Consider the following 26815-nt stretch of genomic DNA (forward strand, 5'->3'; position numbering starts at 1 on the left):
CCATGGCGGGCACGCTGACCGGTTATGCAGTCTTCCCTGCAGTGAACGCCAACGTCTCCCCGACGATCGCCAACACGTTCAACTACGGCTCGCCAGCTGTCGCACTGCTGATGTCCGCCGCGCTACCGGGTGAGCGTTTGTCGGTGAGCGTTCATCGCTGCCGAAGCTCTGGCGGCCGCTGTCGCGCTTTCCGGCGTGGCGTTGAGAGTGGCACGGTCACGATCCTAGCGCTGAGTGGCGCCGGAACGAACAGCACCGCACATCGCAACGAGCGCTACGTCGAGGAAGTCTCCCAGTTCCGGGCACGCGAGCGGGTTGCGCCAGCGTTCGGAGGGGCCGACGCGCGCGATCATGATGGTACGCAAGGCTCGAGCCGTGTCTTCGCCAACGCTGCATGATCGGTGTCGAGCCGCTCGACCTGCCGCTCCATCTGCAGCGCGCCGACCTTCCGGCCGTCACACAACGCCTGCGCGCATTCGGCGTTTCAGAGATGTAGGTTCGAACCGGCCGTCAACGCGTGCCGGGGCGCCTCCGCCTTCACCCAAAGCGCGATGACGAGCGCCGCCAGTAGCATGACGACACCCGCGGTAACGAATACGCCGGCGATACCGCCCAAGCCGAACATCACGCCGCCGGCGGCGGCCCCGGCGGCGATGGACGACTGCACGGACGCCACGACCATGCCGCCCGCACTTTCAGCCTGATCGGGCACCGCCCGCGCGACCCAGTTCGACCAGGCCACCGGCACACCGCCGAACGCCACGCCCCAGAGCGCCACCAACAGCACCATGCCCGGCAGATGCACTGGCAGAATCACCATGCCCAACGCGGCGACGCCAACCAGCGCCGGCATGATCACCATGGTGCGGTGCAGGCTACGTTCGAGCAGCCAGCCGGCGAGCAAGGTGCCGATGAAGTTGGCGACGCCAAAGCCGAGCAGCATCAAGGACAGCGCATTGACATCGAGACGGAGCGCGCTTTCCAGCGCAGGCCGGATATAGGTGAACAGCGCATATTGTCCGGTATGCGCGAGCATGCATCCCGTTATCCCGATGCCGATCCCGGGCCGCCGCAGCAGCGCCGCCACCGATACGGTTCGTACCGGTCCGCGTGCTGCCATGCGCGGCAGCGTCAGCCATTGGAACAACAACGTCGCCACACCGACTGCGGCGGCGGCCGCGAAGGCGCTGCGCCAGCCGAACAGGCCGCCGAGATAACTGCCGAGGGGCACTGCCACGACCGCGCCCACCGCGATGCCGCTGAAGATGATCGACAGGGCGCGCGGTACCGATCTTGCCGGTACAAGGCGCATTGCGACCGCCGCCGCCATGCTCCAGAAGCCGCCCAGTGCGATCCCAAGCAAGACCCGCATCGCAAGCAACACTGCCACGCTGGACGACAACGCGACAAGTACATTGGATGCGATCATCAGCATCGTGAAACTCAATAGGACCACGCGACGGTCGAGCCGGCGAGTCAAACCGGGTACCAGCAGCCCCGCGAGCAGCGCGACCAGTGCGGTGACCGTCACCGCCTGGCCGGCGAGCGCTTCCGACACGCCGAAACCGGCAGCCAGCGGGGTCAGCAAGCTGGCCGGAAGATATTCGGCCGTCAGCAACGCGAAGACGCCCACCGCCATCGAAAAGACCGCCATCCATGCCGGTGATGCCGGTGCCGTGTCGGCGACCGCAGCTTCATTGCGGTTGCCGTTTGCATGCCTGTTCATCGAAGAACACATCCTTGAAAGAGTCCGAGTCATCGGAGTCTAGGCGCCTGAATCGGGATGATCTATGATGAAACGTCCTGTTTTTTTGATCGAAACACCTGAATGAATACGACGGATCGTTTTGCACTGTCGTCCGAACTGATCAGCGAACTGCTGAGCGGCATGCGGCTGCATGGCGTGCATTACCGCCGCATTCAGACCGGACCGGTGTTCGGCATGAAGTTCAACGACAGGCCGGGGCACGCCTATTTCCACTATCTCGCCGTCGGTTCCGCAGTGTTGCGCACGCGGGACGGCACGCTGCACGCGCTATCCGCTGGCAACGCTGTATACATGCCGCACGGAGAAAGCCACGCCCTTCTATCCAGTGCCGAGGTGACGGCGCCGGACATCGACAGCTTCGACGTGGCACCGCTTGGCGAGGCGGTGAGCGGCATGGACACCTGCCCAAGCACGAGCGTCACGCCCAGCGCCATTCTGTTTCACGGCTGCATGGCGTTCGATCTCGGTGGCATGCAAGGCCTCGGACCACTGATGCCCAGTGCGATGGCGGTCGACGCCACGGATGGGCAATATCCGGGGCTCGTGCCAATCCTGGATGCAATGAAACGCGAGATCTGTTCCGGCAGGATCGGTTTCGCCGGCATCCTAGCTCGCCTGGCCGACGTCGTGGCGGCGATGATCGTACGCGGCTGGGTGGAAAGCGGTTGTGACGATGCGGCGGGCCTCGTCGCTGCGCTTCGCGATCCGCGGCTGGCTCCGGCCATCCTAGCGTTGCACCGGCATCCGGGGCGCGACTGGAACGTGGCGGAACTGGCGGCAGAGTGCCATGCATCCCGCTCGGTATTCGCCGAGCGCTTTCAGGCAACCATCGGGATGCCGCCGCTACGTTATGCGACCGAACTACGGATGCGCCTGGCGAGTCAGTTGCTGACCCAGAAGCGCCTGTCCATCGATGTCGTCGCGCAGCGCCTCGGCTATAAATCGCAAGCGGCCTTCAGCCGAGCTTACAAACGCATCACTGGACAACCTCCCGGTGCCAGCCGACTGGCGAGAACATGACTGTCCGCCCGTGGAGACGGGCCGAAGATGGCGCGAGCTACGTTTCAACCAAGCGACTCCAGAACGCGGCACCAACGCTCGAATTCGCGTCGTTGAAATCGTCGTTGGGACGGTGAATGCTCCGCCCACCGGTGGCGGGTCCGTTGCCCCTGCTCGGCAGCGCGCCGGGCAGCGCATTCCGGCATCTCGTGGTGGGGCGTCTGATCGGCCATGCCCACCTGACGGCGGCTGCCCGGGGAATGGGTTCTACGTCGTCGATGATGGCCAGAAACATCGCGGCGAGACCGAGACAGCAGCCGCCGTCGCGCATGCGACGCGAAGCAATGCGATCGGTCGGGCAGCCGACGTTTCGATGCAGCGAAGCGTGCCCAACCGATCGGCGCGGCGCTGGCCGCCACTCAGAGCAGACCGTCGGCGAGCAGTTGACGCGTCCGTTTCAGCGTGGACAACAGCGCGGCCTTGTAGCCGTGCTCGCTATCGAACTGCGCCTGCTCGGATTGCTCTGCGATGCCACCCGCTTCCTTGCCGCGCAGCCCTAGGTAGCAATAGAAACGAAGCTGAAGTTCGCCCGTCTCGTCTACCAACAGCTCGTTGAAGATCGCCCCTTCCCGAGGCCCGGTCGTCTGGAAGAAGGTCACCTTGCGCTGCGGCTCCAGCACGATGATCTCGCGCAGTTCCGTGCCACCGATGACGGCGTCCCTCACGAAGTGCGTCGCGGCTTCCTCGACCACGTCGCAGCGCGTGCAAAGGCCATCCGGAAGAAACAAGCGGGCATCGCGAGCCTTGAGCACAAGGCCTTGCCAGACCTGCGCGCGGTTCAGTGCGGTCTCTCCTGCCGGATTCACCGGGACGGTGGCGGTCGAATAGATCATGATGACGCTCCTTGCTGTGATGAGTTCATGAGGGTCGATTGTGTCGACATCACGCCGATGGCACCAAGCCAGCCGCAAATTCGCGATACGTGTGAAGTGGTCGGCCGAGCAGCGTGGCCAGCCGCTCGACGTCTCCCGCTTCCGGCACCATCCCTTCGGTAAGAAATCGCTCGCTCATCAAGCGCATGTCGAAAGCCATCCAGCTGGGCATGAATTGCCGCAGGCTTTGCTCGAACGCAGCGGGATCATCGCCCGGGTATATGATCTGGCGACCCAGCACATCGCTCCAGATAGCCGCGACCGCAGAGCCAGTCAGCGTCTCGGGGCCCACGACATTGATCCGCTCGCTGGGCAACGGCGCGGCCGATCGTTCGCGGCGCAGGAGCTCGATCGCCGCAACCTCTGCCAGATCCCGCGTGTCGACCATCGCGAGGCCCTTGCCGCCGATCGGCATCGGATAGACGCCATGGCCCGTCACCACGTCCTTGATGGTGAGATCGTTGTCGATGAAGTAAGCCGGGCGCAGGATGGTGGCATGCAATCCCATCTCGTCGATCATGCGCTCGACGCCGTACTTGCCCGCAAAATGCGGCACGTTCACATAGCGGTCGCTGTGGATCACCGAGAGGTAAACGATCCGCTCGATGCCGGCCTCGCGAGCGAGATTGAGCGCGAGCAACGCCTGCGTGTATTCATCGGATACCACGCCATTGAGCAGGAAGAGTGTCGAGACGCCGGAAAAAGCGCTGCGCAGTGCATCGACGTCGAGCAGGTCTCCTTGGACCACGCCAACACCTGCCGGGAAGTCCGCCTTGGCTGGATCGCGCACGAGTGCGCGAACGTCGGCGCCGCGCTTGACGAGTTGTGCGACGACTTGGCTGCCGACGTTGCCGGTTGCACCGGTTACGAGAATGGTCATGACAGTGGCTCCTTGAAGAGGTCAGGTTGGTGTGATGGAACTTTAGGCCATTCCATCTACGCAACAAAGACTCTAAAATCGAGACATCTCGTATCAAATTCAAGACACCATGGATCTCAACGCGCTCGAGGATTTTCAGCTCGTTGCCGCTCACGGCGGTTTCGGCAAAGCCAGTCGTGCCAGCGGCCGATCCAAGGCGACGCTGTCGCGCCGGATCGCGGATCTGGAGGACACGCTTGGTCTTCGCCTGATCGAACGCGGCAGCCGAAGCCTGGAACTGACGGAGGCGGGCCGACTGCTGATCGATCGAACCGAAGGGCCGATGCGGGAGGTTGACGAGGCGATGACAGCGGCGCGCGACGGTTTTGCAACGCCGCGAGGTCGCCTGCGCATTGCGGCACCGCTGCTGTTTTCACAGGTGGCGCTGGGCCGCATCGCCGCGGCGTTCCGCACGCTTTATCCGGATGTCCAGATCGAAGCCGTTGCCGAGGACCGCCTGGTCGACCTGGTCGACGAGCACTTCGACGTCGCCATTCGTACCAATCCACGCGCGGACAACACCTTGGTCGGCAGATGCTTTGCCAGGGACCGGCTCGTGCTGGCGGCAGCGCCATCGTTCGAGCAGCCCAAGGGACGCCGGGGCCATCGCTTTCCGTTGCCGGCGGTCGTCATGCCGACATTTCGCGACGGAGAAGTCTGGTCCGTGCGCAACGACCAGCTCTGCATCGAGCCGCAACCCGTGTTGCGCGTCTCCTCGCTGCTGACGGTAAGGGATGCGGTTGCCGCCGGCGCGGGCGTCGCCCTGCTGCCGCGGTCGATCATCGGGAAACAGCTCGAAGAAGGCGAACTGATCTCATGGGGTACGGCAGACGACGAAGTGGCGCTTTGGGTGCTGCATACCTCCCGCCGCCTGCAAAGTCCCAAGGTCCGCGCGTTCGTTGAGTTCCTGTGCGAACAATACCCTGACGGATCCTTCACCGTTGCAACACGGTAAGTGCCTCGATGTACGGCGTTGCCAAACCAGCTCGCGCGACACAGGCCCCGCTCGTAGAAACAGGCATCAACGCGATGCCCCGCGGCACCCTCGGCTCGCCCGCGCAGGAGCGGTTGCTGATGTCAGCGCTTTCGCTGCGCGCAGAGGGTCGCCCCGACACCGCAGGTGTCAAGCGCGAACGGGCGCCGCACCGCGCATCTCGCTATGGATGAGCGGCAAGCGGCAGCGCAGCGTGGCGCTTGAGTTCGTCGAGACAGACACTTGATCGTACCGAATTGACGCCGGGTAGAAGCGCCAAGCGCTCAGTCAGGAATGCGCTGAGCGCAGCCAGGTCGCGCGCGATCACTTTCAGGATGTAGTCCACGTCGCCAGTCACGGAGTGGCATTCCAATATTTCCGGCATCTCGGTCAGCGTTTGTCTGAATCGCTTCAGATCGCGCATATGGCCGCGCTCCATCCCGATCTGCACGAACGCCATCACATTCAAACCGACCGCCGCCGCGTTCAGACGCGTCTCGTAGCCCTCGATGACGCCCTCCTCCTCCAAACGGTGGTGGCGACGATTGCATTGCGCCGCAGACAGGCCAACCGCCTGCGCCAGTTCGAGATTCGTGATCCGCCCGCGCTCCTGAAGAACCGCCAGGAGACGACGGTCGAGCCGGTCAAGTTTGACAGCATGCAAGGGATTCTCCATATCGGTACAAATGACGCAATGACCTTTCATCGCAAGTTCGTGGTTGGTACCAAAACGATACCCCGTTTCGCGGGGATATGACGACAATTTCGATTGTCACCAACGGGCCTCGGGGTGCGGTTCGCTACGGCGTTTTCTTGCGTTGACCGGCGTGTATTCGCTTGGCCGGTCGGGCAAGCGCACTGCGTTGTGACCCGACCCGATCGGATCCGACTCCCACCTTCGAGCAAAGGGCAACCACGATGAAACGCATTCCCGAGCCGTTCCGGATCAAGACCGTCGAACGAATCGCAATGACCAGCCGCGAGTACCGCGAACAAGCGCTCGTAGACGCTGGCCTGAACCCGTTCCTGCTGCGTAGCGACGACGTGTACATCGATCTGCTGACCGACAGCGGTGCTGGCGCGATGAGCGATCGCCAATGGGCGGCGATGATGGCAGCGGACGAGGCCTACGCGGGGAGTCGCAGCTACTATCGACTGGCCGAAACCATCGAACGCGTATTCGGACACAAACATACCGTCCCCGCGCATCAGGGTCGGGGGGCGGAACAGATCCTTTACCCCGAACTGGTCAAGCGGTGCAAATCCACGCAGCCGGTCTTCCTGTCGAACTTCCACTTCGATACCACGAAAGTACACATCGAACTTGCGGGCGCACGCGCGATCAATGCGCTCACCCCCGAAGCGCTGGACACGCGCACGTATTTCGATTGGAAGGGCAACTTTGATCTGGACGAACTGGCCCGACTGATCCACGCGCATGGCAACCAGAACGTCGCCGCGGTCGTCGCGACGATCACCTGCAACACCACCGGCGGCCAACCGATCTCGCTGGAGAATCTGCAAGCCGCGGCAGCCCTTGCAAAACGGGCCGGCATCCCGATGGTGATCGACGCTACCCGTTTCGCCGAGAACGCCTGGTTCATCCGCACCCGCGAGATCGCTCAACAAGGCCGCCGTGTCGCCGACATCGTCAAGGAAATGATGAGCTGCGCAGACATCGCCGTGATGTCGTCGAAGAAGGACGGCCTCGTCAACATCGGCGGATTCTGCTCGTTTCGGGACGACGAAACCCTCTTCCGCGCCGTACAGGAAGGCTGCGTCGTGCGCGAAGGCTTCATCACCTACGGCGGCCTCGCCGGTCGCGACATGGAGGCGTTGGCGGTCGGGCTGGAAGAGGCGATGGACGAGGCGTATCTGAGATACCGCGTCGGACAGGTCGCGTATCTTGGCGAACGCCTGCGTGAGCACGGCATTCCGATCCAGTACCCGACGGGCGGTCACGCGGTGTTCGTGGATGCAGCCGCCTTGCTGCCCCACATTCCGTCCGCACAGTTTCCTGCTCACGCACTCGCATGCGAGCTCTATCTGGAATCAGGCGTGCGTGCCGTCGAAATCGGTTCCCTGCTGTTGGGCCGCGACCCGGACACCGGGCTACAGGAGAAAGCACCGCTCGAATCGATGCGGCTCACCATTCCTCGGCGCGTCTACACCAACGATCACATGGATTACGTCGCGGACGGCCTCGCCACGGTCGCGCGCCACGCATCTTCGATTCGCGGACTCGACTTCACTTACGAGCCAACGCTGTTGCGCAACTTCACCGCGCGGTTTCGCTGGTTGTGAGGGCACCGGGAATCGAGCGGGCAACAGGAGCTCGACACGGGCTGCAGTGGCCGTCGTTCGTCACGGCCCGGCCGCGGACTTTGGTATAGGCGCACCGCGTCCGCGCAACGCGTCGCCCAGCGGCGCGACACGGATGAACCTGTCGTCCGAGGTAGCGGCAAACGGTGTGAGGGAACGGTGCGGGAGAATGCAGCCGCCGATGCCGCCTGGCGGCTTCGCCGATCTCGCGACGCGAGCACCTTGTACCGATCCGGCGGTCCCGCGCGGAGCGATCGCTCCGGAGCGCGTAACGCTTCGACCCTGCCCCGGGACCTGCCTCGCCGGGCACGCGTCGTACGTCAGTTGCGCAGATAGAACCGCTTTGGCAAACCCCATGCTGCCAGCACGAATGCCAGCACGCAGGAAACAGCAATCGCGTAGAGTCCCAAGGTGGCGCTGCCGGTCAGAACCTTCACCTTGCCGACCATATAGGGCGAGATGATGCCGCCCAACTGTCCGACTGCGTTGATCAAGGCGATGCCGCCGGCCGCCGCCGCGCCGCCGAGGAAGCGCTGTGGAAACACCCAGAAGAGACCAATGGCCGAAATGATGCCGGTCGCGGCGATGATCAGTCCCACCAGCAAGGCGACCGAGTGACTGCTGTAGAAGCCGCTGATAAAGTATCCGACGCCCCCTGCAAGCGTGGTAAGCGCGAGATGCCAACGGCGTTCGCCCCGGCGATCGGAACTCCTGCCCAACAGGATCATCGAGATCCCGGCAACCAAGTAAGGCAGCGCCGAGATGAGCCCTATGACGAAGGTATCCTGGGTACCGGCGGTCTTGATCAGTTGCGGCACCCAAAACACGAGGCCGTAGATCCCGCCCGCAAGACAGAGATAAATCAGTGAAAGGGTGTAGGTGGCCGGCTCCCGCAGTGCCGCGGCGAAGTTATGCGCCTCCGCCGCGCGCGCGTCCGTCGCGACCTGACTCGCCCACATCGCTTTTTCGTCTTCCGTAAGCCAGGTAGCGTCTTTGACCTCGTCGTCGAGGTATCTCCACACGATCAGTCCGAGGATGACCGACGGTATGCCCTCGAGCAGGAACAGCCACTGCCAGCCGGACAGACCGAGGCCGCCATCGGCGAACTTCATGATGCCGCCAGAGATCGGACCGCCGATGATCCCGCAAAATGCGATGCCGGACATGAAGATTGTATTGATGCGGGCGCGCCGGTCGGCCGGGAACCATTTCGTGAAGAAGTACAGCACGCCCGGAACGAAGCCGGCCTCGAGCGAGCCCACCAGAAAGCGGATCACGTAGAAGCCGACCTCGGATTTGATAAACATCATGCACGCCGACGCAATCCCCCACGTCACCATGATCCGCATGATCCACACCCGCGCGCCCACGCGGTGCAACACCATGTTGCTGGGCACCTCGAAGAGGAAGTAGCCGATGAAGAACACGCTCGCGCCGAAACCGTAGACCGCGTCGGACAGCCCCAGCTCACTTTGCATCTGCAGCTTCGCGAAACTGATGTTGACTCGATCAAGGTAAGCGATCACCCAGCAGATCACCAGTAGCGGGATGAAGCGCCAGAAGACCTTGGCGTATATCTGCTGTATCGCCGACGCATGCGGCAGCGATTGCGACGATCTCTCTTCGACAGGTGCCGTCAGGCTCATGTGGTGTCTCCTCTTTCTTATGGTCCAACTTGATCAGTAGGTTGCGCGTCCGCCGGATAGATCGAAAACCGCACCGGTGGTGAACGAGTTCTCTTCGCTGACGAGCCACGCAACCATGGCAGCGATTTCTTCGACACGAACGAAGCGCCCACGGGGAATCTTCGACAGCATGTAGTCGATGTGCTGCTGGGACATCTGTTCGAAAATTCGAGTCCGCGCCGCCGCCGGCGTGATCGCATTGACGGCAACGTTCTTGCCGGCCGTCTCCTTCCCCAGACTCTTGGTGAATGCGATCACCGCCGCCTTCGACGCGCTGTACGCCGACGCGTTGGGATTGCCCTCCTTCCCCGCGATCGATGCGACGTTGACGATGCGGCCGTAGTCGCGCGAGATCATCCCTTCGACAAGCACTCGATTGACGTTGAAGGTGCCGTTCAGATTGATGTCGATGACGCGGTGCCACTCCTCCTCCGGGTAATCGACCACAGCCGCGTTGGCGCCCGCGATGCCTGCGCTGTTGACGAGTATGTCGACGGGCCCGAGCGTCGCAGCCGTGGCGTCGGCGGCAGTTCTGACGGATGCCAGGCGCGTGATGTCCACCTGCATGGCCTGCACCTGCGTCCCGCCCGCCAGCGTCATCGTCGCCGTCTCCAGCGCGGCCGCGTCGCGATCCCAGAGCGCGACCCTGGCACCACTGGCCAGCAAACGCTGCGCGATCGCATAGCCAATCCCTTGCGCGCCGCCGGTGACTACGGCAACGCGGCCCTTCAAATCGAATTCGTTCACGCCGGAAACTCCGCTCTGATTTGGAATGATCGTCAGGCCGCAACGACACGCTGCCGCTGCTCGCCGAGCCCGTCGATGCCGAGGCGCATCGCCTGATTGGCCCTCAGGTAGACCGGCGCTGGCTTGATACCCATGCCCACGCCGGGCGGCGTGCCCGTCGAGATCACGTCGCCTGGATGGAGCGTCATGAATTGGCTGAGGTAGGCGATGATCTTCGGCACCCGGAAGATCATCGTTTCCGTATTGCCGTTCTGGTAGCGCTGGCCGTCCACCTCAAGCCAGAGATTCAGCTGGTGCGGGTCGGGAATCTCGTCCCGGGTGACCAGCCACGGTCCAATCGGTCCGAAGGTGTCGCAGCCCTTGCCCTTGTCCCATGTGCCACCGCGCTCGATCTGGTACGAGCGCTCAGACACGTCGTTGATCACGCAATAGCCCGCCACGTGTTCGTAGGCGCGCGCTTCGTCGATATACGACGCAGCCTTGCCGATGACCACACCCAGCTCCACTTCCCAATCGGTTTGCGTGGACCCCCGGGGAATCTTCACATCGTCGTAGGGGCCGACGACAGCGGACGTCCATTTGTTGAACACCACTGGCTCGGCCGGGATCGGCATGCCCGATTCCTCGGCGTGGTCCGCATAATTGAGCCCGATACAGACAAACTTGCCGATACCGGCAACGCACGGTCCGATCCGGGGCGTCCCCGTCACCAGCGGCAAGGTGTTCAGGTCCATCTTGCGAATGCGCTCGACGGTTTCACTCGCGAAGAATGCGCCATCGATGTCGCGCGTCAGCGCCGACAGGTCGCGGATCTGCCCATCGCCATCGAGCACCGCCGGCTTCTCCTTTCCCACCGGCCCGTATCGCAAGAACTTCATATCGACTCCTTCCTGGCTCGCAAAAAATGGAAGGTTGAGTCTATCGTCGCGTGACGCGCTATCCTGATGCCACTTCGTGGCAGCCAAAGCGAAAATGGAATCTCCGGATAAATCCCTAGGTCGTTTCCCCGAGTTGGCGAGCCTGCACGCCATCGGATCCCGTCTCAAATTCCGCCAGCTCAAGCTCCTGATCGCGATCGAGGATATGGGTTCGGTTCATCGCGCCGCAGAGCTGTTGCATATGTCGCAACCGGGGGTGAGCAAGGCGCTCAAGGAAATAGAAGATGCGATGGGCACGACACTGTTTGCCCGCTCGCCGCAGGGCCTGATCGCGACCGAGATGGGCCGATGCGCAATCCGGCACGCGCGGCTGATGTGCGCGAGTCTGGCGCACATGCACGAGGAACTCGGAGCGCTGTCGCGCGGCAACGGGCTGCACATCGCCATTGGCACGGTGGCGGGCGCGCTGGCCGCGGTGCTTGCCAACGCGCTACTGGCGTTTCGCCGCGCGCACCCGGAAGTTCGTGTCGACCTTTATGAAGACACGTCCGCCCACCTGCTCGAGCAACTGCAAAGCGGCGCGATCGATATCGCTCTGTGCCGGACGTCAGTCGCGACTCACCCGGGCCTCTTTCACTTCGAGTGGCTCTGTAACGAGGTAGTCGGGGTTGCGGCCTCGCCTTCGCACCCACTGACGCAGTTTGAAACGGTCACACTGGCACAGGCGTCGCAGTACCCGTGGATCTTGTTCCCGAGCCATATGCCGTTGCGCACATTACTCGAGCGCGAGGCTGCGAGTCAGAACGTATCGATACACAGCTTCATCGAAACCTCTTCGACCTTCGCAACCGCACTCATGGTTCACAAGAGCCATGAGCTTCTGGCGCTGCTTTCCGGTGAGACCATCGACTTTTTCGAGCGGTCAAAGGTCCTCCGGCGGATCAAACTGCAAATCACGTCCAGCGCCGAGCCATACGGAATCGTGACTCGGGCCGGCTTTACGCAGACCGCAGCCGTAATGCGCCTTCGCGATTTTCTTCGCGCGTGTTCGACCGCGCATTGACACGAGCCTGGCACGCCCCGACGAAAGGTCGGCGCGGTGCGTTGCGGCACGCGTTCGCCACTCGGTAAGGCCTCGCATCGACAAGGTCCCGGACCACGTCAAGAAGTCGATGCATGGCGCCTGACGCCGCTGCCGCCAGCGCCTGCGCTTGCGCGCAGCGCCGAACCGTTGACGAGCGGCACAACGAGCACCTCAACGCAATGCCGAACGACGCAGCGCGACCGGTCAAGCCATCGGCGCCGCCGCGCCCACCGGCTGCGACCGCGCATTGTCGGCCGGTGCAGCCTTCAGCCGGCCCGCGCCGCGATTCCTGCAGGCACCGCCGCCCACCGCCTCATTCCTCGCCGAGGATCCGCGCCGCCGCGCGCACGCCCCACCAGGACGCTTCCTCGAACACCGAATAGCCGGACAGGTCGGCGTGGGCAAACAACACACGGCCGTCGGCCGCGCGCAGCGCGGCGAGGCCATCGTTGGACAGAAAGCCGGGCGTGGGCGTGGCCATCGCGTGGCCGCGCACCGTGATCTCCAGCCCTGTTGCGTGCCGCCAGAGCGTGGCGCCATATGCCGCCAGCAGGTCGGCGGCGGCGCGCTCGCGCAGCGCATCGGGGCTGGCTGCCGCGAGCCACTGGCGGGCGGCTTGGGGCGAAAGATGCGACAGCGCTTCGTAGGCGGTGAACACCGTGCGCGGTGACGGCGCGACGCGCAGCAACTGATGGGTGGAAACCACGTAGCCCAGTGCCGCACCGCCGTACACGACGTTGTCCCAGGCGAGCGGCGCGCCCTCGGCCTCCGCAGGGTACCCGGCGAGCGAGAAATTCGAGACCAGCCACGCCGCATGCTCGGGCTGGTGACGCTGTGAATCGAAGCCATGGCGCGACAGGTCCAGCACCCGCGACGCCACGAACAGCGGCATCGCGCACACGGCCCGCCGCGCGCACAGCGTGCCGGCCGCGCCCGACGGGTCGGACACCAGCACGCGCACCGCGTCCGCGGCGCGCTCGTCCACGCGAGATGCGAATCCCGGCAACAGCCACTTCGCGTGGCCCAGGCGGCGCGTGACCGCGTCCCGCAGTTGCCGCGCCAGCGGCGCCAGGCCGTCGGGCCAGGTCATCACCGCGCCGTCGGGCGCGTTGTCCGCGTGCCCGTCGCGCGCGCAGAAGTAATGCAATCCCGCCCAAGCCGACACGCGTTCGTACGAAGCGCCATAATCGTCGCGGCAGCAATAATCGAGATACCAGTGCAGTCCAGGCGACGTATAACCCTGTTGCTGCAGCCATTGCTTGAAGGTGATCCTGTCCAACGCGAGCCACTCGGGATCGCGCGAAGACAGGGCCAGCGGAATGCTGAAGATCTTGCGGCCATCGGCACCGAGTGCGCTGCGCTGCGCGTTCACATAGCGGAAGAAGGCGTCGTGCTGCGCCTGCTCGGCGGATGTCGCGCCGCGCGGCACCAGGCCGTCCTCCCAGCGTCCATCTCGCAGCAGGCGCTCGTCCAGGCCATGCACGATCACCGCTTCATCGTAGTAGGGCCGTGCCTGCTGCGCGCCCTCCAGGATGACGCCGAACTCGGCCAACATCTCGCGCACGTGCGTGCTGGCCAATGACGGCAGCGGCAGATAATGCGCGCCGCGCGGATAGGCCAGTTCGCCGTGGCCGCCTCCCGAGGCATTGCCGCCGAACTCGGGCCCCTGCACCACCACGAAATCGTGGAAGCCCGCGCGGGCCAGCCGCCAGGCGCACGACAGCCCGCCCACGCCCGCGCCAAGGATCGCCACGCCGACCTCGCGCTCACCGGACGGCGTGGGCAGCGCCGCGCCATCGCGCAGCCCGTGTCCTTCACGCATGCCGGGGTACGCAATCGTCGGCGTGACCTCGCGCATGCCGCCGTGCCACGCGGCGCCCAGGCCCGCGGCGGCGGCCGAGGCGGCGGTGCCAAGCAGGAACGCGCGCCGGCGCATCAGCGAATGACCTTGCGCCAGTCTTCGTCGAAATAGCGCACCAGCGACTGTTCGTTCAGACGGTTGGCCGGCATCGACAAGGGCTGCATGTCCGCCGGAAAGTGGAACAGCTCGGCCATCGTGGCAGGGTCCAGATAGCGCGTCGGCACCCTCACCGCGCGCGGCACCGTGTAGTCGCTCCGCTTGCCCGCCAGCACGAAGCCCCAGTCGCCGAACGACGGAACGTAGCAGTGATACGGCCAGGTATGGAAGCCGGCTTCCCGCAACGTGGCAGCGATGCTCCAGAACGAGCGCGGCGCGAAGTATGGCGAAGTCGACTGCACCACCATATAGCCCTGCTCGGCGAGATGGCGCGCCATCAGGCGATACACCGGCACGGAATACAGGCGGCCCAGGCCAAAGTTGGTCGGATCGGGGAAGTCGACGACGATGAAGTCGAACATGTCCGTGTTTTCTTCCAGCCAGCGCCCCGCGTCGGCGTTGATCACGCGCACCCGTGGGTCCGTCAGCGACCCCTTGTTCAACGCAAGCAATGGCTGCGATGTCGAGAACAGCCGCGTCATGGCCGGGTCGAGGTCGACGAGCGTGACATGCGCCACGTTCGGATGCTTCAGGATCTCGCGCACCGCCAACCCGTCGCCGCCGCCCAGGACCAGGACGTTGCGCGCCCACGGCAGGGCAGCGAGGCCCGGGTGCACCAGCGCCTCGTGATACCGATGCTCATCACGCGAGGAGAACTGCAGATTGCCGTTGATGTGCAGTCGCAGATCGTCGTGCCATCGCGTCACCGCCAGGCGCTGATAGGGCGTGGTCTCGGCATGAATGATTTCGTCGCCATACAGCCCCTTTTCGGCCCAACTGGTCAACTGGTTCGAGAACACGAAGCCTGTGCCCAGCAAGCCCAACACAAGCGCGGCGCGCAGCGCCTGCTCCCTGGGCCGCCGCAGGTCGGCGCGAAACAGATGCGTCACCCACAAGGCCACGCACGCGTTCAGCATGCCAAACAGGAAACTGGTGCGCAGCAGCCCGAGGCGCGGGGCCAACAGCAGCGGAAAGACCAACGACACCGCCAGCGCGCCAAGATAGTCGAAGGCCAGCACACGGCTGACGAGTTCACGAAACTCAGTGCGCTGGCGATTGAAGATGCGCATGACGAGCGGAATTTCCATCCCGACCATCATGCCGATCGCGAAGATGGTGACGTACAGCGAACTGCGAAACGGCACTGCCAGCCACGCGAAGGCCACGAACAGGATCGCGGCCGACATGCCGCCCAGCAGCCCTACCAGCAGCTCCACGTCGACGAAACGGTCCAGTACGTCTTCGTCGCGTACGAAGCGCGACAGCCACGAGCCCACGCCCATCGCGAACAGGTAGCAGCCGATGACGGTCGAGAACTGCAATACCGAGTCGCCCAGCAAATAGCTGGACAGGGCGCTGCCGATCAACTCGTAACCCAGGCCACACGAGGCGACGATCAATACCGACAGTATCAGCGCGCGTTCGCGCATGGAATCTTCCCGGGGAAATGAAACGGTGGCAGTATATCGGACGCTCGTGCTTATACTGTCGACTTCGCGTGCCCCATGGAAGCCTCATGCAGCAAGCCTACGCTTACCTGATCTACCTGGTCTCGGCCCTCGCATTGCTGGGCATTTTCGCGCTCGTGTACGCACGCATCACGCGCTTCGACGAAATGACTTTGATCCGTGAAGGCAACAGCGCAGCCGCCCTGTCGTGCTGTGGCGCGCTGGTCGGCTTCAGCCTCACGCTGTTCTCCAGCATCGCCTCGCATGCCACCTGGCAGATGTTCATCGTGTGGGCGCTCGGCGCGATGGTCACCCAGGTACTGGTCTACGTGGTGATATCGCGCGTCATCCGCGGCATGAACGAGGCCATTCACGACAACAACGTCGCGATGGGTGGGCTGATGGGCGGCATCGCGCTGGCGGTCGGCATCGTCAATGCGGCCTGCCTGACCTGACCAGAACACGAGACCGAACAGGAACCACCATGAGCCTGGGATCCTTCATCCGCAAGCAGTTCATCGACGTTCTCCAGTGGAACGAAGAGACCGACGGCGTGCTCGCCTGGCGTCATCCGATGGACGGCTTCGAGATCCAGTACGGCGCCAGTCTGACCGTGCGCGAATCGCAGATGGCGGTGTTCATCAACGAAGGCAAGGTCGCCGACGTGTTCGGGCCCGGCATGTACAAGCTCACCACGCAGACGCTGCCGGTCCTCACCTACCTGAAGAATTGGGACAAGCTGTTCGAGTCGCCGTTCAAGTCGGATGTGGTGTTTTTCAGCACGCGGCTGCAACTGGGCCGCCGTTGGGGCACGGCTCAGCCGGTCACCGTGCGCGACAGCGAGTTCGGCATGGTGCGGCTGCGCGGCTATGGCATCTATTCGTACCGCATCGCAGACCCGGCGCTGTTCTATCGCGAGGTCAGCGGCACGCGCGCCACCTATACGGTCGACGAACTCGAAGAACAGCTGCGCAACATGGTGGTGGCGTCGATCAGCACCACGCTGGGTGGTTCGCAAGTGCCGTTTCTGGACATGGCGGCCAACCAGGGGCTGATGTCCCAGAACATCGCGCAGGCCCTCAAGCCGGTCTTCACCCGCTACGGTGTCGAGCTCGACAACTTCACGGTCGAGAACGTCTCGCTGCCGGAAGAACTGCAGAAGACGCTGGATACCCGCATCTCGATGGGTATCGTTGGCGACATGGGCAAGTACACGCAATATCAGACGGCGTCGTCGATCCCCATTGCCGCGGCCAATGAAGGCGGCATCGCCGGCGTCGGTGCGGGTCTCGCGGCAGGCGCCGCGCTCGGCCAAACCATGGCGAGCGGTCTGGCCGGCGCGGCCCCGGGCGCGGCGGCACCGTCGGCGGCCGCCGGCGACCCGAGCCAGCGGTTGATGCAACTTAAGAGCCTGCTGGACCAGAGCCTGATCACGCAGCAGGATTACGACGCGGCCAAGGCGGCAGTGCTCAAGCAGCTCACGGGCGGCTGACACGACGCCCATGCAGCAGATCCTGTGTCCCCAGTGCGGCGCGCCAGTCAAGTTCCAGTCGGCTGCCTCGGTGATGGCGGTGTGCGGCGCATGCCGCAGCACCCTGCTGAAGGACGCCGACGCCGTGCGCCGCATCGGCACCATGTCCGAGGTGCTGGAAGACTACTCGCCAATCCAGATCGGCACCACCGGCCGATTCGAGGGCAAGCGCTTCGACGTCGTCGGCCGCCTGCAACTGCGCTATGACGACGGTTTCTGGAACGAATGGTACCTGTGGTTCGACGATGGCCAGGGTGGCTGGCTCTCCGATGCGTCCGGCCAGTACGCCGTTACACGAGCATGCGACGCCACGAAGATCAGCTCGCGCCTACCGACCTTCGGCGACATCCAGCCCGGTCAGACGCTCAGCCTGCGGGGCCGCCTCTTCGCCGCGGCCGACGTGCGCACCTGCCGCAGCACCGGCGGGCAAGGAGAATTGCCGTTCGCCGTTGGCGAAGCGGGCTGGGAGGCCCGCGTCGCGGATTACCGCGCCGCCGACCAATTCCTCACGCTGGACTATTCCGACGGCGATACACCCGCCGTCTATCTCGGCAAAGCCATCGGGTTGGATGCCCTGCAGCGTGGCTCGCTGCGCCCCGCGCACCTGATCGAAGAGACAGCCGGGGTGTTCCAAGGGCGGATCCAGGCGCTCGACTGTCCGAACTGCGGCGCGCCCATTTCCTTTGCGGCGGCCCTGGCGACGCAGGTGAACTGCCCGTCATGCCAGGCCGTCGTGGACTGCAGCGGCGACACCGCCATAGTCATCGCGAAGCAGCGCAAGGTGGCGGCCTTCAAGACCACGCTGGCGCTGGGTGAGAAAGCCGTGATCGACGGCGTTGCCTACACGCTGATCGGCCTGATGCGCTGCACGGACTCCGATCCCGAAAAACCCTATGTTTGGATCGAATATCTTCTGCACAGTCCGCAGGCGGGATTTCTCTGGCTGGTCGAGACCGACGACGGGTGGAGCCGCGCGCGCGTGTGCGATCGCTGGCCGCTGCTTCCGAAAACGGGCAACACCGTGCTGCTGAACGACCGGCGGTACACCAGGAAAGAGGAATACACGTCGACCGTACAGGTCGCGCTCGGCGCCTTCAACTGGCGCGTGCGCCAAGGCTACACGAGCCGGGTAACCGACTACGCCGCGGGTAACGGCAAGGCCCCGAACATGCTCACGCGCGAGCAGACCGACAGCGAACTCGGCTGGTCAGCGTCGGACGACATCCAACCGGCGCAGCTGGCCGAATGGTTCAAGCGCCCGGAATTGGCGAAGGCAGGCCGCAAGACCCGCGCGACCCGCGTGACGAGCGGCAACAGCAACCTGACCGGTCCGGCGTGGATCGCCTCGTTGGCGCTGCTGTTCATGAATAGCGGCAACCTTTTTGGGAGCGGGTTCATCCGCGTGCTGCTGGGGCTGTTCTTCATCTGGATGCCCCTGGTTGCGCTCAGACTGCTGTGGAAGGGCTCGAAACCATGATCGGCCGGATTCTGTACATCATCTATCTGGTCATCATCGTCAGCGCCGTCACGAAGACCGAACTCTCCAGCACCCGGTCCGGCGGCTCCGGCTGGGGCGGCTCGACTTCCGGTCGATCGGGCTGGTCCTCGAGCGGCTCGCACAAATGAGCACGTACCAATCAGTGGCGTCGGGCCGTCACCTGTTGGCCGACCTGCATGGCATCGACGCCGTGACGCTGCGGGATGCCACTGGCATCGAAGCCCTGCTCGTCGCAGCCGCGCGAGCCGCCGGCGCGCGGGTACTCAGCGCGCATTTCCACCATTTTGGCGGCCAGGCCGGCGTAACCGGCGTCGTCGTGCTGGGCGAGTCGCACCTCAGCATTCACACCTGGCCCGAGCACGGCTTCGCGGCGCTGGACATCTTCATGTGCGGCACCGCTCAACCGGAACGGGCGCTGGATCATGTGACGGCAGCCTTCGCGCCGGCGCACGTGGCACTGACGACGGTCGCACGGGGCGCACCGCTGCCGTCGCTCGCCTGACGCCAATTCGACCCTGGGTTCGTTGCCGCGCTGTCCGGCACGGCGCGAGCGATCGGCACCGACCCGCTGCGACGCGGACGCGTTCAACTCGCTTCCCTCACGGCCAGGCGCGGCCTTGCCGCCGTGCTGCAAATGCCCTCAGGGGCCAGACGTGGGAAGCGTGCAACGACCGCCGTCGACGACGGCGGTCGTCTGCCGCGTGGACCAAGCCCCTCTCCACGGCAATCTCAGCGTGACTGTCGAACCGCAGCCCATGTTGCGGCATCGACTTCATGCCCCTGAGCGGTACGCCACGTCATGCAGCGAGGGACATCGGCCGTCGCCGCTTCCGCACGTTCACGTCGAAGGCGGCCGGCCGACGCGAACAGGGCGCGGACAGGATGCAAAAACGATGCGAACGATCCAAACACCCAGTGCGGCCGCCTCTCAGGCATCGCGCGACGCGGGCGCCCGCTCGGGCCGTGTTTGCACACGATGTCGACCCGCACGCTCCGCAAAGGCGCTCACCTGCTCGCGCGTCATCAGACGTTCCTTGTCGCCTGAGAAAGACGCAAAGATGGCCGCATGCGCGGCAAACGAACTTGAGCCGTCACGTGTGCGGTAGGTCCGTGCCCACTGCAGCAGCGCCGCACTGCGCGCATCGGCTTGGGCGATCGCTTGGCCACGCTGTTCCGTACCAAGCGCGATGCCTTTCGTAGCGATGGCCTCGACGTTCGGAACGCCCACGAAGCCGAACACGGTACGAAGATAACTTTCCGCGTGTTGCCGATGCTCAATCGGCGAGCCCGCGCCGTAGACGCCGCCACGAGCGATGGTCAGGATGATTCGCCTGTCGCGAAGAAGAACTTCCGGCGCGCTATTTGATTCGTGCCGGAAGTCCTACCGGCGATCACCACCCGGGGAATTAAAAGACTGTGGAAGCCTACACCGATGACTGCCGCGGCATGCTCAGTCAATGGCTCGACACCTCTTCGCGGTCGAGGCGGCGGCGGGCTGTCATGCCCAGCGCACGTTTTACTGCCCTTTTCAAAAGGCAGAGAGTCAGCCTTCGCGCCACCGTCCATTGAATGATGGCCATCATACCTTATGATATGATGGCCATCATTCAATGGACGGGCGATGTGATTCGCTGCGCGTCCGCATGCCACGCGGATCGGTTCCGCAGCGCCCAACGATTCCACACTTTCTATAAGCGAGTTCGAGATGCAGCCGTGAGATACGACGCCAATCATAAGCAGGCCACGCGTGACCGTATGCTGCAGGCCGCCGCACAGCAGATACGTGAACGGGGACCCCATGGAATAGCACTGGCCAGTGTCATGCGCGATGCGGGCCTGACACATGGCGGCTTCTACGCCCACTTCGGTTCCAAGGACGCATTCGTCCTGGCGGCGGTGGAGCAGATGTTCGACGATAGTCCTGTCGACATCCTGCGCGGTGCCCAGGACCAGTGCGCGGAAGACACGCTCAATGCCTTCATCGACTTCTATCTTTCGCCCGACCATCGCGACATGCGCACGGCAAGCTGTCCGCTGCCCTTCCTTACTGGCGACAGTCCACGTCTCGGTGACGATATACGTAAGCGCCTCTCTCAAGGCATCGAAGGGATGGTTCGGCTCGTTCGGGGCCATCTGGAAAGACTCGGGCGGCACGACCCGGAAAGCGACGCAAATACGGCCCTCGCGCAAATGATCGGGGCAGTGATCCTCGCACGAACCCTTCAGAGCCGGAAGCATTCCGATGCGCTCCTGAAGCAAACCCGCGCCGCCGTTCGCCGGCAGTTTGGACTGGAAGCGTGAGCGGGACCTTGTTCGATGCGTCGCTACAGCGTTTCGCCGCTGCCGGAAACGTCGCGCAGTTGTGATGTCTGCCCGACGGCGACTCGATGGCGCATGCGACAAATGATTCCCGTCGGTGCCGGCCTTGCACCGGTGGATCCCGCATGCCCGTCAATCTTCGTTTTCTACTCTTTACGCACTGCTAATCTCATTTCGTCGTTCAAAGTGCTTCGCGATGAGACCTTGCTCCGCGCCATTGCAGGAACAAGGCGGCTCTTGCAGGCGGACATCGGATGATCCCGCGCGACGCCGCCATCACTGCCGCATTCGGTCGCTGCATCGGCGTGATTCGTTTGGATTTGGCAAGACGCCCCGTCATCGACGTGTTCGCTTGAAAACAACGTTGGTCCCTTTCATCGTCAACAGTCAGTCTGGCTCAACATGCATATTCCTGATCGCTTGCGCATCGTGGTCACCGGTACCGGAATCGTTTCTCCTCTTGGCTGCGGCGTGGGCCCGACCTGGCGTCGCTTGCTGGCTTCCGAAAGCGGCGTGCGACGGCTCGCGGCCGATCTGGCGCCCGATGTTAGATGCCAAGTGGCGGGGCTCGTCCCCGACCGCGACGAACCGTCGGGGTTCGACGAGGACGCGCATGTATCGACGAAGGATCTGAAGAAGATGGACCGCTTCATCGCCGTTGCGCTCGGCGCGTCGGCACACGCGGTTGCCCAGGCCCGTTGGTTTCCAAGTTCCGAGATCGAGCGCGCGCGTACCGCAACCGTAATCGCGTCCGGCATAGGCGGCTTTCCCGCCATAGCCCGCGCTGTTCGAACCACCGACGAACGGGGTGCGCAACGCCTGTCGCCTTTTACCGTGCCTTCTTTTCTATCGAACATGGCGGCGGGCTGGGTATCGATCCGGCACGGCTTCCGGGGTCCATTGGGCGCGCCCGCCACCGCCTGTGCGGCCAGCGTGCAGGCCATCGGCGATGCGGCTCGCCTCATTCGAGCCGGGGAAGCCGACATTGCCGTCTGCGGCGGCACCGAGTCGGCAATCGACCGCGTCAGTCTGGGCAGCTTCGCGGCGGCGAAGGCCTTGTCCACCGGCTTCAATGACACGCCGCAAGCCGCATCCCGCCCCTTCGACAGCCATCGCGACGGATTCGTGATGGGCGAAGGTGCCGGCGTCCTTGTGATCGAGTCATTGGAGCATGCGTTGAACCGCGGCGCTGCACCGCTGGCCGAACTCGTCGGTTATGGCACCGCCGCGGACGCGTACCACCTGACCGCTGGCCCTGACAGTGGCGAGGGCGCGGCCCGGGCAATGCACGCTGCCCTGTCACAGGCGGGCGTTCCGGCGCGTGCGATCAGGCATCTCAATGCTCACGCCACGTCGACGCCAGTCGGAGATCGTGGCGAACTGGCGGCAATCAGGACTGTATTCGGTCCGGCCCCCGAGCTCGCGATCAGCGCAACCAAGTCGGCAACCGGCCATATGCTGGGTGCCGCAGGCGGCGTGGAGGCGATCTTCACCATCATGGCGCTGCGCGACCAGATCGTGCCGCCCACGCTCAATCTCGTCGAACCCGATCCGTTGGCGGATGGGCTTGACATCGTCGGCCCCGTCAGCCGGCAGTGGGAGTTCGACTATGCGATTTCGAACGGTTTCGGTTTCGGTGGCGTGAATGCGAGCGTGATCTTCAAGCGTTGGCCGCGATCTTGAGAGACCGGCGCGGGTGAATCGTCCGCTTGCTGACATGCACGTTCGGATCGCTGTGCGATCGCCACGCTGCGTCGTGATCGGCGGCGGGCCGCATCGCAGCGCGCTGACCATGGCGGCGGCCGTCCAGCGCCGATGGACTGGATCGGCGTGCGAACACATGCGCTCCACGCCAGCTTCGGGCCGTCGCACTGGCGCCGGCCGAGCCGCCGCAGTCAGGGCAGCCACCGGCCCGCTTGAGCCGAAACTTGGCGCCTGTGCGACATTGCATGGCGCTTCGGATGCACACATGCCATTCTCCGCGTCCTATAGTGTCGGCTTGCCAGCGACTGCAAGCGCTTCCGACGATGCGTCGCACCGACGCAATCGATCAGTCGACGCGGAGACATTCATGACAGGCCACGACGCTCCCGACCTTGCCGCACTTTACAACCCTCCTGCGGAACGCATCCAGCAGGGCGTGCTCGATCATTTGATCGGCTTCCACGAAGCGTATCTCAAGGTAGCCACCTTCTTCTGCCTCGCCACCGGCAGCGACAACGGACTCGACGCATCGCCGCGTGGTGGCGCGCCGGGATTCGTGCATGTGCTCGACCCGCACACCGTGGCGTTTGCAGACTGGCCGGGCAATAATCGCATCGAGTCGATGAAGAACGTCGAACGCGACGCACGGGTGGGCATGCTGTTCCTGTTCCCGGGGCTCGAGGTGTTCATGCGCATCAATGGCCGGGCAAGTCTCTCCGTGGAACCCGCGCTGCTCGAACGCCTCAGGGAAGGCGAACGTATTCCGAAAACCGCGATGGTGGTGTCGGTCGACGAGGTGCTGTTCCATTGCGGAAAGGCGATCAATCGCGCGCGACTATGGGCGGACACCTCGCGACTGGCCCGCAACGATGTGCCAAGCGTTGGGCAGATGGCGGCGGCGATGGTCAGCATGAAAGCGGAAGAGGCGGCCGGCATCGATGCGCATTACGAGAAAGCGGTAAAGACAGACCTGTACTGAACCTGCGGAACGGCATCCGGCGATCGGACCCGACGCCGCGCTGCACGGACGCTCGATGCCTGATCACGCCGTATTGTTCGAGGTAATCGCCCACCCGGGCGGTCCTTTGCTGATCGTTGCCGAGGGCAGCGAGGCAACCGTGCAGCCATCGTCCGCGCACTGCCATGGGCGTGGCCAACTCGTGGGCCTTCATCGCGGCCTGCTGTCGATCGGCACCGATGAAGGGGTGCACGTGATGCCGGCAACGCATGCCACCTGGCTGCCGCCGATGCAGCTGCACTGGGGGCATGCGCACGGGCCCTTCCTCGGCTGGAGCGTCTACATTGCGGAGGACGCCTGCGCGGCGCTACCCGCCTCGGTGCGCACGATACGCGTGTCGCCGTTGTTGCGGGAAGCCATCGTGCGCGCCGCGACGTGGCCGGTTGCGCCGCTGAATCCGTCACAGACACGGCTGGCGGGGGTGATCATGGATGAAATCGCGACGCTGCCGGTCGAGCCCTGTGGCCTGCCGCTACCGCGCGAACCCCGTTTGCTGCGGATCGCCGCGGCCCTCGTCGCGCGCCCCGAAGATGAGCGTGGCTTGGACGAGTGGGCACGGTGGGGCGGGGTGAGCGCCCGCACGCTGAGCCGCCGCTTCGTCAGCGAGACCGGCTTTTCGTTCAGCGCGTGGCGGCAGCGTGCGCGCATGATGCGCTCGCTCGAAATGCTCGCGGCGGGACGCCCGGTGACGGCCATCGCGCTCGATCTCGGTTATGCGTCGCCGAGCGCCTTCATCAGCGCGTTCCACCGCACTTTCGGCGAAACGCCGAAGCGTTATCGCGAACGGCTTTGATCCCGCTCCCGCAGCAGCCGCCACAGCGTGGTTCGGCCGATGCCGAGTGCGCGGCTGGCCGCCGCGCGGTTGCCGCCATGGCGTGCCAATGCGCTCTCCACCGCCTCGAAGTCAGGCATCGAACGCGCCGGGGGCGCTGCCGGCTTGCCGTTCGGGGCATAGGGGGCATAGGGGGCATAGGGGAGAGCGTGTTCGGCCGGCGCCTGACGCGCGTTGTCGGATGCCGACGCGCTCGACGTTCCGCCTGCGAGCGTGTCGGCCACCTTGCGCCGAAAGCGCGCGAATTCGGGGAAGACGCGATCGAGCCGCTCCATATCGGCCATGCGATCGCGATCGTCGTCGAGACCGCTTTCGAGATGGATTGCCGCGCGTTGCAGCAGGTTGTCCAACTCCCGTACATTGCCCGGCCAATCGTAGGCGTCCAACATCGGCGCAATGAAGGCCAGCACGCGTTCCGCCTGCGGCGCAGGCAACGCCGTGTCGCCGTGCGAAAGCAGATGGGCGGCCAGCGCCGGGATGTCGTCGCGCCGCTCGCGTAGCGCGGGCAGCCGGATTGGCAGCAGGTTGAGGCGGAACAGCAGATCGGCGCGGAACCGTCCGGCGTCGGTCAGCGCATGGAGATCGCGATGCGTCGCGGCGATGACACGTACGTCGATCGGGGTGGGGCGCAGCGCGCCAAGGCGCGTGATCTCCCGCTGCTGCAAGACGCGCAGCAGCCGGCTTTGCATGGCCAGCGGCATGTCACCGATCTCGTCGAGAAAAATCGTGCCGCCGTCCGCCATTTCGAACAGGCCGGGCTTGCCGCCGCGGCGCGCTCCGGTAAAGGCGCCTTCCTCGTGACCGAACAGCTCCGCCTCGATCAGCCCCTCGGGCAGTGCGGCGCAGTTGAACGCGATGAACGGTTGCTGCCGGCGCCTGCTGGCCCGATGAATCCCTTGCGCCAGGAGCTCTTTGCCGGTACCGCTCTCACCCTCTAGCAAAACCGTTACGTCTCGCGCTGCGGCATGCTCGGCAAGGGTCCTGGCACGCATCAGCGCAGGCGATGCGCCAACCACGTCGGTCAGCGCATGCCGCGCGCCGCCATGTCGCTGGCGCTGCTCGCTGCGCAACGTGCGATCGATGCGCTGCACCACGTTGCCGTCCTGCGCCGTAACGACCGCCCCCGCGAACATGCCATGCTCGACGATCGGCAGACAGTTGACGATCAGCGACCGCGCACCGCTGCGCGTCACGCGCTCTTCGATCGGAGCGCCTTCGCGCGCGACCTCATCGACCAGTGTGTCGAAATGCGCGGCCAGCCGCGCATCCGCATTGCTGCCGGCCGGCAGGCCCAGGAGTTCCAGCATGGCCGGATTGACGGCTTCGACGCGACGGTCGCTGTCGAAGGCGACCACACCGTCGCGCAGGTGGGCGACAATGCGGTCAAGCCGGTGGCGCTTCGCTTCCTGTTGACGGTGCACCACAGCCAATTCCAGCGCGCGTTCGAATGCCTCCTCCACGGCACCGATCGAATACAGGAACACACTGCCCACGCCCGCTGCCTGGGCGAGATCGCAGGCCATGCCGGGCCCGATCACGACCTTGCAGCCTTGCGCGACCAGATGGTCGACGGCACGCGTGACTTCGTCGATCGAGCGGTACCCACGCTGTAGCAGGGTGACTTGCAGCCACCGGCCCAGTGACGCAAGTTCTTCCGACACGGCCTCGTGCAACACCAGGCCGATCGGCGCTCCCGGCCAGGTACCGGCGGCCTCGCCCACCGCCTTCAGCACATCGAAGCCATTGACCCGGACCGTGACGACCGGCACGGACAGATGTTCGCGCAGGTAAGCACCATTGGACCCGGCCGCCAGGACGACGTCTACGTCGCCCGCAGCCACCAGCGCTCGAAGGCGCGTCACGGCAGCGCCATAACCCTCCGTCAGCGAGATGAAGCGGCCCCGATGCGCGTAACGCGGCGACACCGTCTCACAAAGCGTGCGCAGCCGACTGATGCTGACGAGGGCAACGCCGGGGCGATCGGCGGTTTGATGATCGAACATGATGGCGTTCCGTGGAACGTTTCATAAACCGAGATTATGCCGGGAAACGTTCCACGGTAGACGCGAAAAAGCCGGCGATTTAGCAAGGCCATGAATCCAAACGATTTTTTAGATAGCGTTGATGGCATGGCAGGTGCA

25 protein-coding genes are annotated in these 26815 nt (G+C 64.5%); 14 read left to right on the forward strand and 11 right to left on the reverse strand.

What is annotated here, in order from left to right; translation table 11 throughout:
- The first annotated feature begins 2 nt into the window (after nt 1-2).
- Entirely contained in the window at nt 3-398 is a 396-nt protein-coding gene (locus tag BLU54_RS05215; protein WP_091905644.1) for a hypothetical protein, read from the forward strand.
- An 86-nt stretch (nt 399-484) separates the two neighbouring features.
- On the opposite strand, the gene BLU54_RS05220 is transcribed toward BLU54_RS05215, so the two are convergent.
- Nucleotides 485-1726: an MFS transporter gene (locus BLU54_RS05220; RefSeq protein WP_091905647.1), complete on the reverse strand. Its 1242-nt coding sequence runs from the start codon at nt 1724-1726 to the stop codon at nt 485-487.
- A gap of 102 nt (nt 1727-1828) precedes the next feature.
- Here BLU54_RS05220 and BLU54_RS05225 point away from each other — a divergent pair, with 102 nt between their 5' ends.
- Complete coding sequence (locus tag BLU54_RS05225) at nt 1829-2788, forward strand: AraC family transcriptional regulator (RefSeq protein ID WP_091905650.1); 960 nt, start codon at nt 1829-1831, stop codon at nt 2786-2788.
- A 398-nt stretch (nt 2789-3186) separates the two neighbouring features.
- Here BLU54_RS05225 and BLU54_RS05235 read toward each other — a convergent pair whose 3' ends face one another.
- Nucleotides 3187-3660, reverse strand: coding sequence for an AtaL-like protein (locus BLU54_RS05235; RefSeq protein ID WP_091905656.1), 474 nt, complete (start codon nt 3658-3660; stop codon nt 3187-3189).
- 49 nt (nt 3661-3709) lie between these two features.
- Nucleotides 3710-4579 (reverse strand): SDR family oxidoreductase, encoded by an 870-nt coding sequence (locus BLU54_RS05240; RefSeq protein WP_091905660.1) that lies wholly within the window; start codon nt 4577-4579, stop codon nt 3710-3712.
- A gap of 109 nt (nt 4580-4688) precedes the next feature.
- Here BLU54_RS05240 and BLU54_RS05245 point away from each other — a divergent pair, with 109 nt between their 5' ends.
- Nucleotides 4689-5573 carry a LysR family transcriptional regulator gene (locus BLU54_RS05245; RefSeq protein ID WP_091905663.1) on the forward strand — a complete coding sequence of 295 codons (885 nt, stop codon included), beginning with the start codon at nt 4689-4691 and terminating at the stop codon, nt 5571-5573.
- 202 nt (nt 5574-5775) lie between these two features.
- Here the strand turns inward: BLU54_RS05245 and BLU54_RS05250 are convergent, their stop codons facing one another.
- Nucleotides 5776-6297 (reverse strand): Lrp/AsnC family transcriptional regulator, encoded by a 522-nt coding sequence (locus BLU54_RS05250; protein WP_407919394.1) that lies wholly within the window; start codon nt 6295-6297, stop codon nt 5776-5778.
- Between the two features lie 212 nt (nt 6298-6509).
- Between BLU54_RS05250 and BLU54_RS05255 the strand changes: the two genes are divergently transcribed.
- On the forward strand, nt 6510-7895 hold the full coding sequence (locus BLU54_RS05255; RefSeq protein WP_091905667.1) for a tryptophanase: 1386 nt from the start codon (nt 6510-6512) through the stop codon (nt 7893-7895).
- Nucleotides 7896-8233: 338 nt separating this feature from the next.
- On the opposite strand, the gene BLU54_RS05260 is transcribed toward BLU54_RS05255, so the two are convergent.
- Genes BLU54_RS05260 through BLU54_RS05270 form a run of 3 tightly spaced genes read right to left on the reverse strand, consistent with a single transcriptional unit; the run spans nt 8234 to nt 11223 of the window.
- Nucleotides 8234-9559, reverse strand: a complete 1326-nt coding sequence (locus tag BLU54_RS05260) for an MFS transporter (protein ID WP_091905671.1) — start codon at nt 9557-9559, stop codon at nt 8234-8236.
- A 33-nt stretch (nt 9560-9592) separates the two neighbouring features.
- Entirely contained in the window at nt 9593-10345 is a 753-nt protein-coding gene (locus BLU54_RS05265) for an SDR family NAD(P)-dependent oxidoreductase (protein WP_091905675.1), read from the reverse strand.
- A 32-nt stretch (nt 10346-10377) separates the two neighbouring features.
- Nucleotides 10378-11223 (reverse strand): fumarylacetoacetate hydrolase family protein, encoded by an 846-nt coding sequence (locus BLU54_RS05270; protein WP_091905678.1) that lies wholly within the window; start codon nt 11221-11223, stop codon nt 10378-10380.
- 94 nt (nt 11224-11317) lie between these two features.
- On the opposite strand from BLU54_RS05270, the gene BLU54_RS05275 reads away from it, so the two are divergent.
- The gene (locus tag BLU54_RS05275) at nt 11318-12286 is read left to right on the forward strand and encodes a LysR family transcriptional regulator (protein ID WP_091905681.1); all 969 of its coding nucleotides are present in this window, start codon (nt 11318-11320) and stop codon (nt 12284-12286) included.
- Nucleotides 12287-12620: 334 nt separating this feature from the next.
- Here the strand turns inward: BLU54_RS05275 and BLU54_RS05280 are convergent, their stop codons facing one another.
- Complete coding sequence (locus BLU54_RS05280) at nt 12621-14243, reverse strand: NAD(P)-binding protein (RefSeq protein ID WP_091905685.1); 1623 nt, start codon at nt 14241-14243, stop codon at nt 12621-12623.
- The gene (locus BLU54_RS05285) at nt 14243-15754 is read right to left on the reverse strand and encodes a polyamine aminopropyltransferase (protein WP_091905688.1); all 1512 of its coding nucleotides are present in this window, start codon (nt 15752-15754) and stop codon (nt 14243-14245) included. Before BLU54_RS05285 ends, BLU54_RS05280 begins: the two co-directional genes overlap by 1 nt.
- 86 nt (nt 15755-15840) lie before the next feature.
- Between BLU54_RS05285 and BLU54_RS05290 the strand changes: the two genes are divergently transcribed.
- Genes BLU54_RS05290 through speD form a run of 5 tightly spaced genes read left to right on the forward strand, consistent with a single transcriptional unit; the run spans nt 15841 to nt 19303 of the window.
- On the forward strand, nt 15841-16227 hold the full coding sequence (locus BLU54_RS05290; RefSeq protein WP_091905691.1) for a DUF350 domain-containing protein: 387 nt from the start codon (nt 15841-15843) through the stop codon (nt 16225-16227).
- Between the two features lie 29 nt (nt 16228-16256).
- Nucleotides 16257-17264, forward strand: a complete 1008-nt coding sequence (locus tag BLU54_RS05295; protein ID WP_091905694.1) for an SPFH domain-containing protein — start codon at nt 16257-16259, stop codon at nt 17262-17264.
- 10 nt (nt 17265-17274) lie between these two features.
- A complete protein-coding gene (locus BLU54_RS05300) occupies nt 17275-18780 on the forward strand; it encodes a DUF4178 domain-containing protein (RefSeq protein WP_091905698.1) in 1506 nt (501 codons plus the stop codon).
- Nucleotides 18759-18929 carry a hypothetical protein gene (locus tag BLU54_RS23615; RefSeq protein ID WP_170844996.1) on the forward strand — a complete coding sequence of 57 codons (171 nt, stop codon included), beginning with the start codon at nt 18759-18761 and terminating at the stop codon, nt 18927-18929. Before BLU54_RS05300 ends, BLU54_RS23615 begins: the two co-directional genes overlap by 22 nt.
- Nucleotides 18926-19303, forward strand: coding sequence for an adenosylmethionine decarboxylase (speD, locus tag BLU54_RS05305; protein WP_091905701.1), 378 nt, complete (start codon nt 18926-18928; stop codon nt 19301-19303). The genes BLU54_RS23615 and speD overlap by 4 nt, the downstream gene beginning before the upstream one ends.
- Nucleotides 19304-19729: 426 nt before the next feature.
- On the opposite strand, the gene BLU54_RS24520 is transcribed toward speD, so the two are convergent.
- Nucleotides 19730-20128: an NAD(P)H-dependent oxidoreductase gene (locus tag BLU54_RS24520; protein WP_091905704.1), complete on the reverse strand. Its 399-nt coding sequence runs from the start codon at nt 20126-20128 to the stop codon at nt 19730-19732.
- Between the two features lie 269 nt (nt 20129-20397).
- Between BLU54_RS24520 and BLU54_RS05315 the strand changes: the two genes are divergently transcribed.
- The 4 genes from BLU54_RS05315 (at nt 20398) to BLU54_RS05330 (ending at nt 24635) form a co-directional block, all read left to right on the forward strand.
- Nucleotides 20398-21102 (forward strand): TetR/AcrR family transcriptional regulator, encoded by a 705-nt coding sequence (locus tag BLU54_RS05315; protein ID WP_211435302.1) that lies wholly within the window; start codon nt 20398-20400, stop codon nt 21100-21102.
- A 420-nt stretch (nt 21103-21522) separates the two neighbouring features.
- Nucleotides 21523-22803 carry a beta-ketoacyl-ACP synthase II gene (fabF, locus tag BLU54_RS05320; RefSeq protein WP_091905708.1) on the forward strand — a complete coding sequence of 427 codons (1281 nt, stop codon included), beginning with the start codon at nt 21523-21525 and terminating at the stop codon, nt 22801-22803.
- A 388-nt stretch (nt 22804-23191) separates the two neighbouring features.
- The gene (locus BLU54_RS05325) at nt 23192-23803 is read left to right on the forward strand and encodes an MSMEG_1061 family FMN-dependent PPOX-type flavoprotein (protein WP_091905711.1); all 612 of its coding nucleotides are present in this window, start codon (nt 23192-23194) and stop codon (nt 23801-23803) included.
- A gap of 55 nt (nt 23804-23858) precedes the next feature.
- The gene (locus tag BLU54_RS05330) at nt 23859-24635 is read left to right on the forward strand and encodes an AraC family transcriptional regulator (protein ID WP_091905714.1); all 777 of its coding nucleotides are present in this window, start codon (nt 23859-23861) and stop codon (nt 24633-24635) included.
- Here the strand turns inward: BLU54_RS05330 and BLU54_RS05335 are convergent.
- Nucleotides 24617-26677, reverse strand: coding sequence for a sigma 54-interacting transcriptional regulator (locus BLU54_RS05335; RefSeq protein ID WP_091905718.1), 2061 nt, complete (start codon nt 26675-26677; stop codon nt 24617-24619). The two genes, BLU54_RS05330 and BLU54_RS05335, sit on opposite strands and share 19 nt — an antisense overlap.
- Between the last annotated feature and the right edge of the window lie 138 nt (nt 26678-26815).

The organism is Chitinasiproducens palmae (assembly GCF_900095735.1).
GTDB lineage: Bacteria > Pseudomonadota > Gammaproteobacteria > Burkholderiales > Burkholderiaceae > Chitinasiproducens > Chitinasiproducens palmae.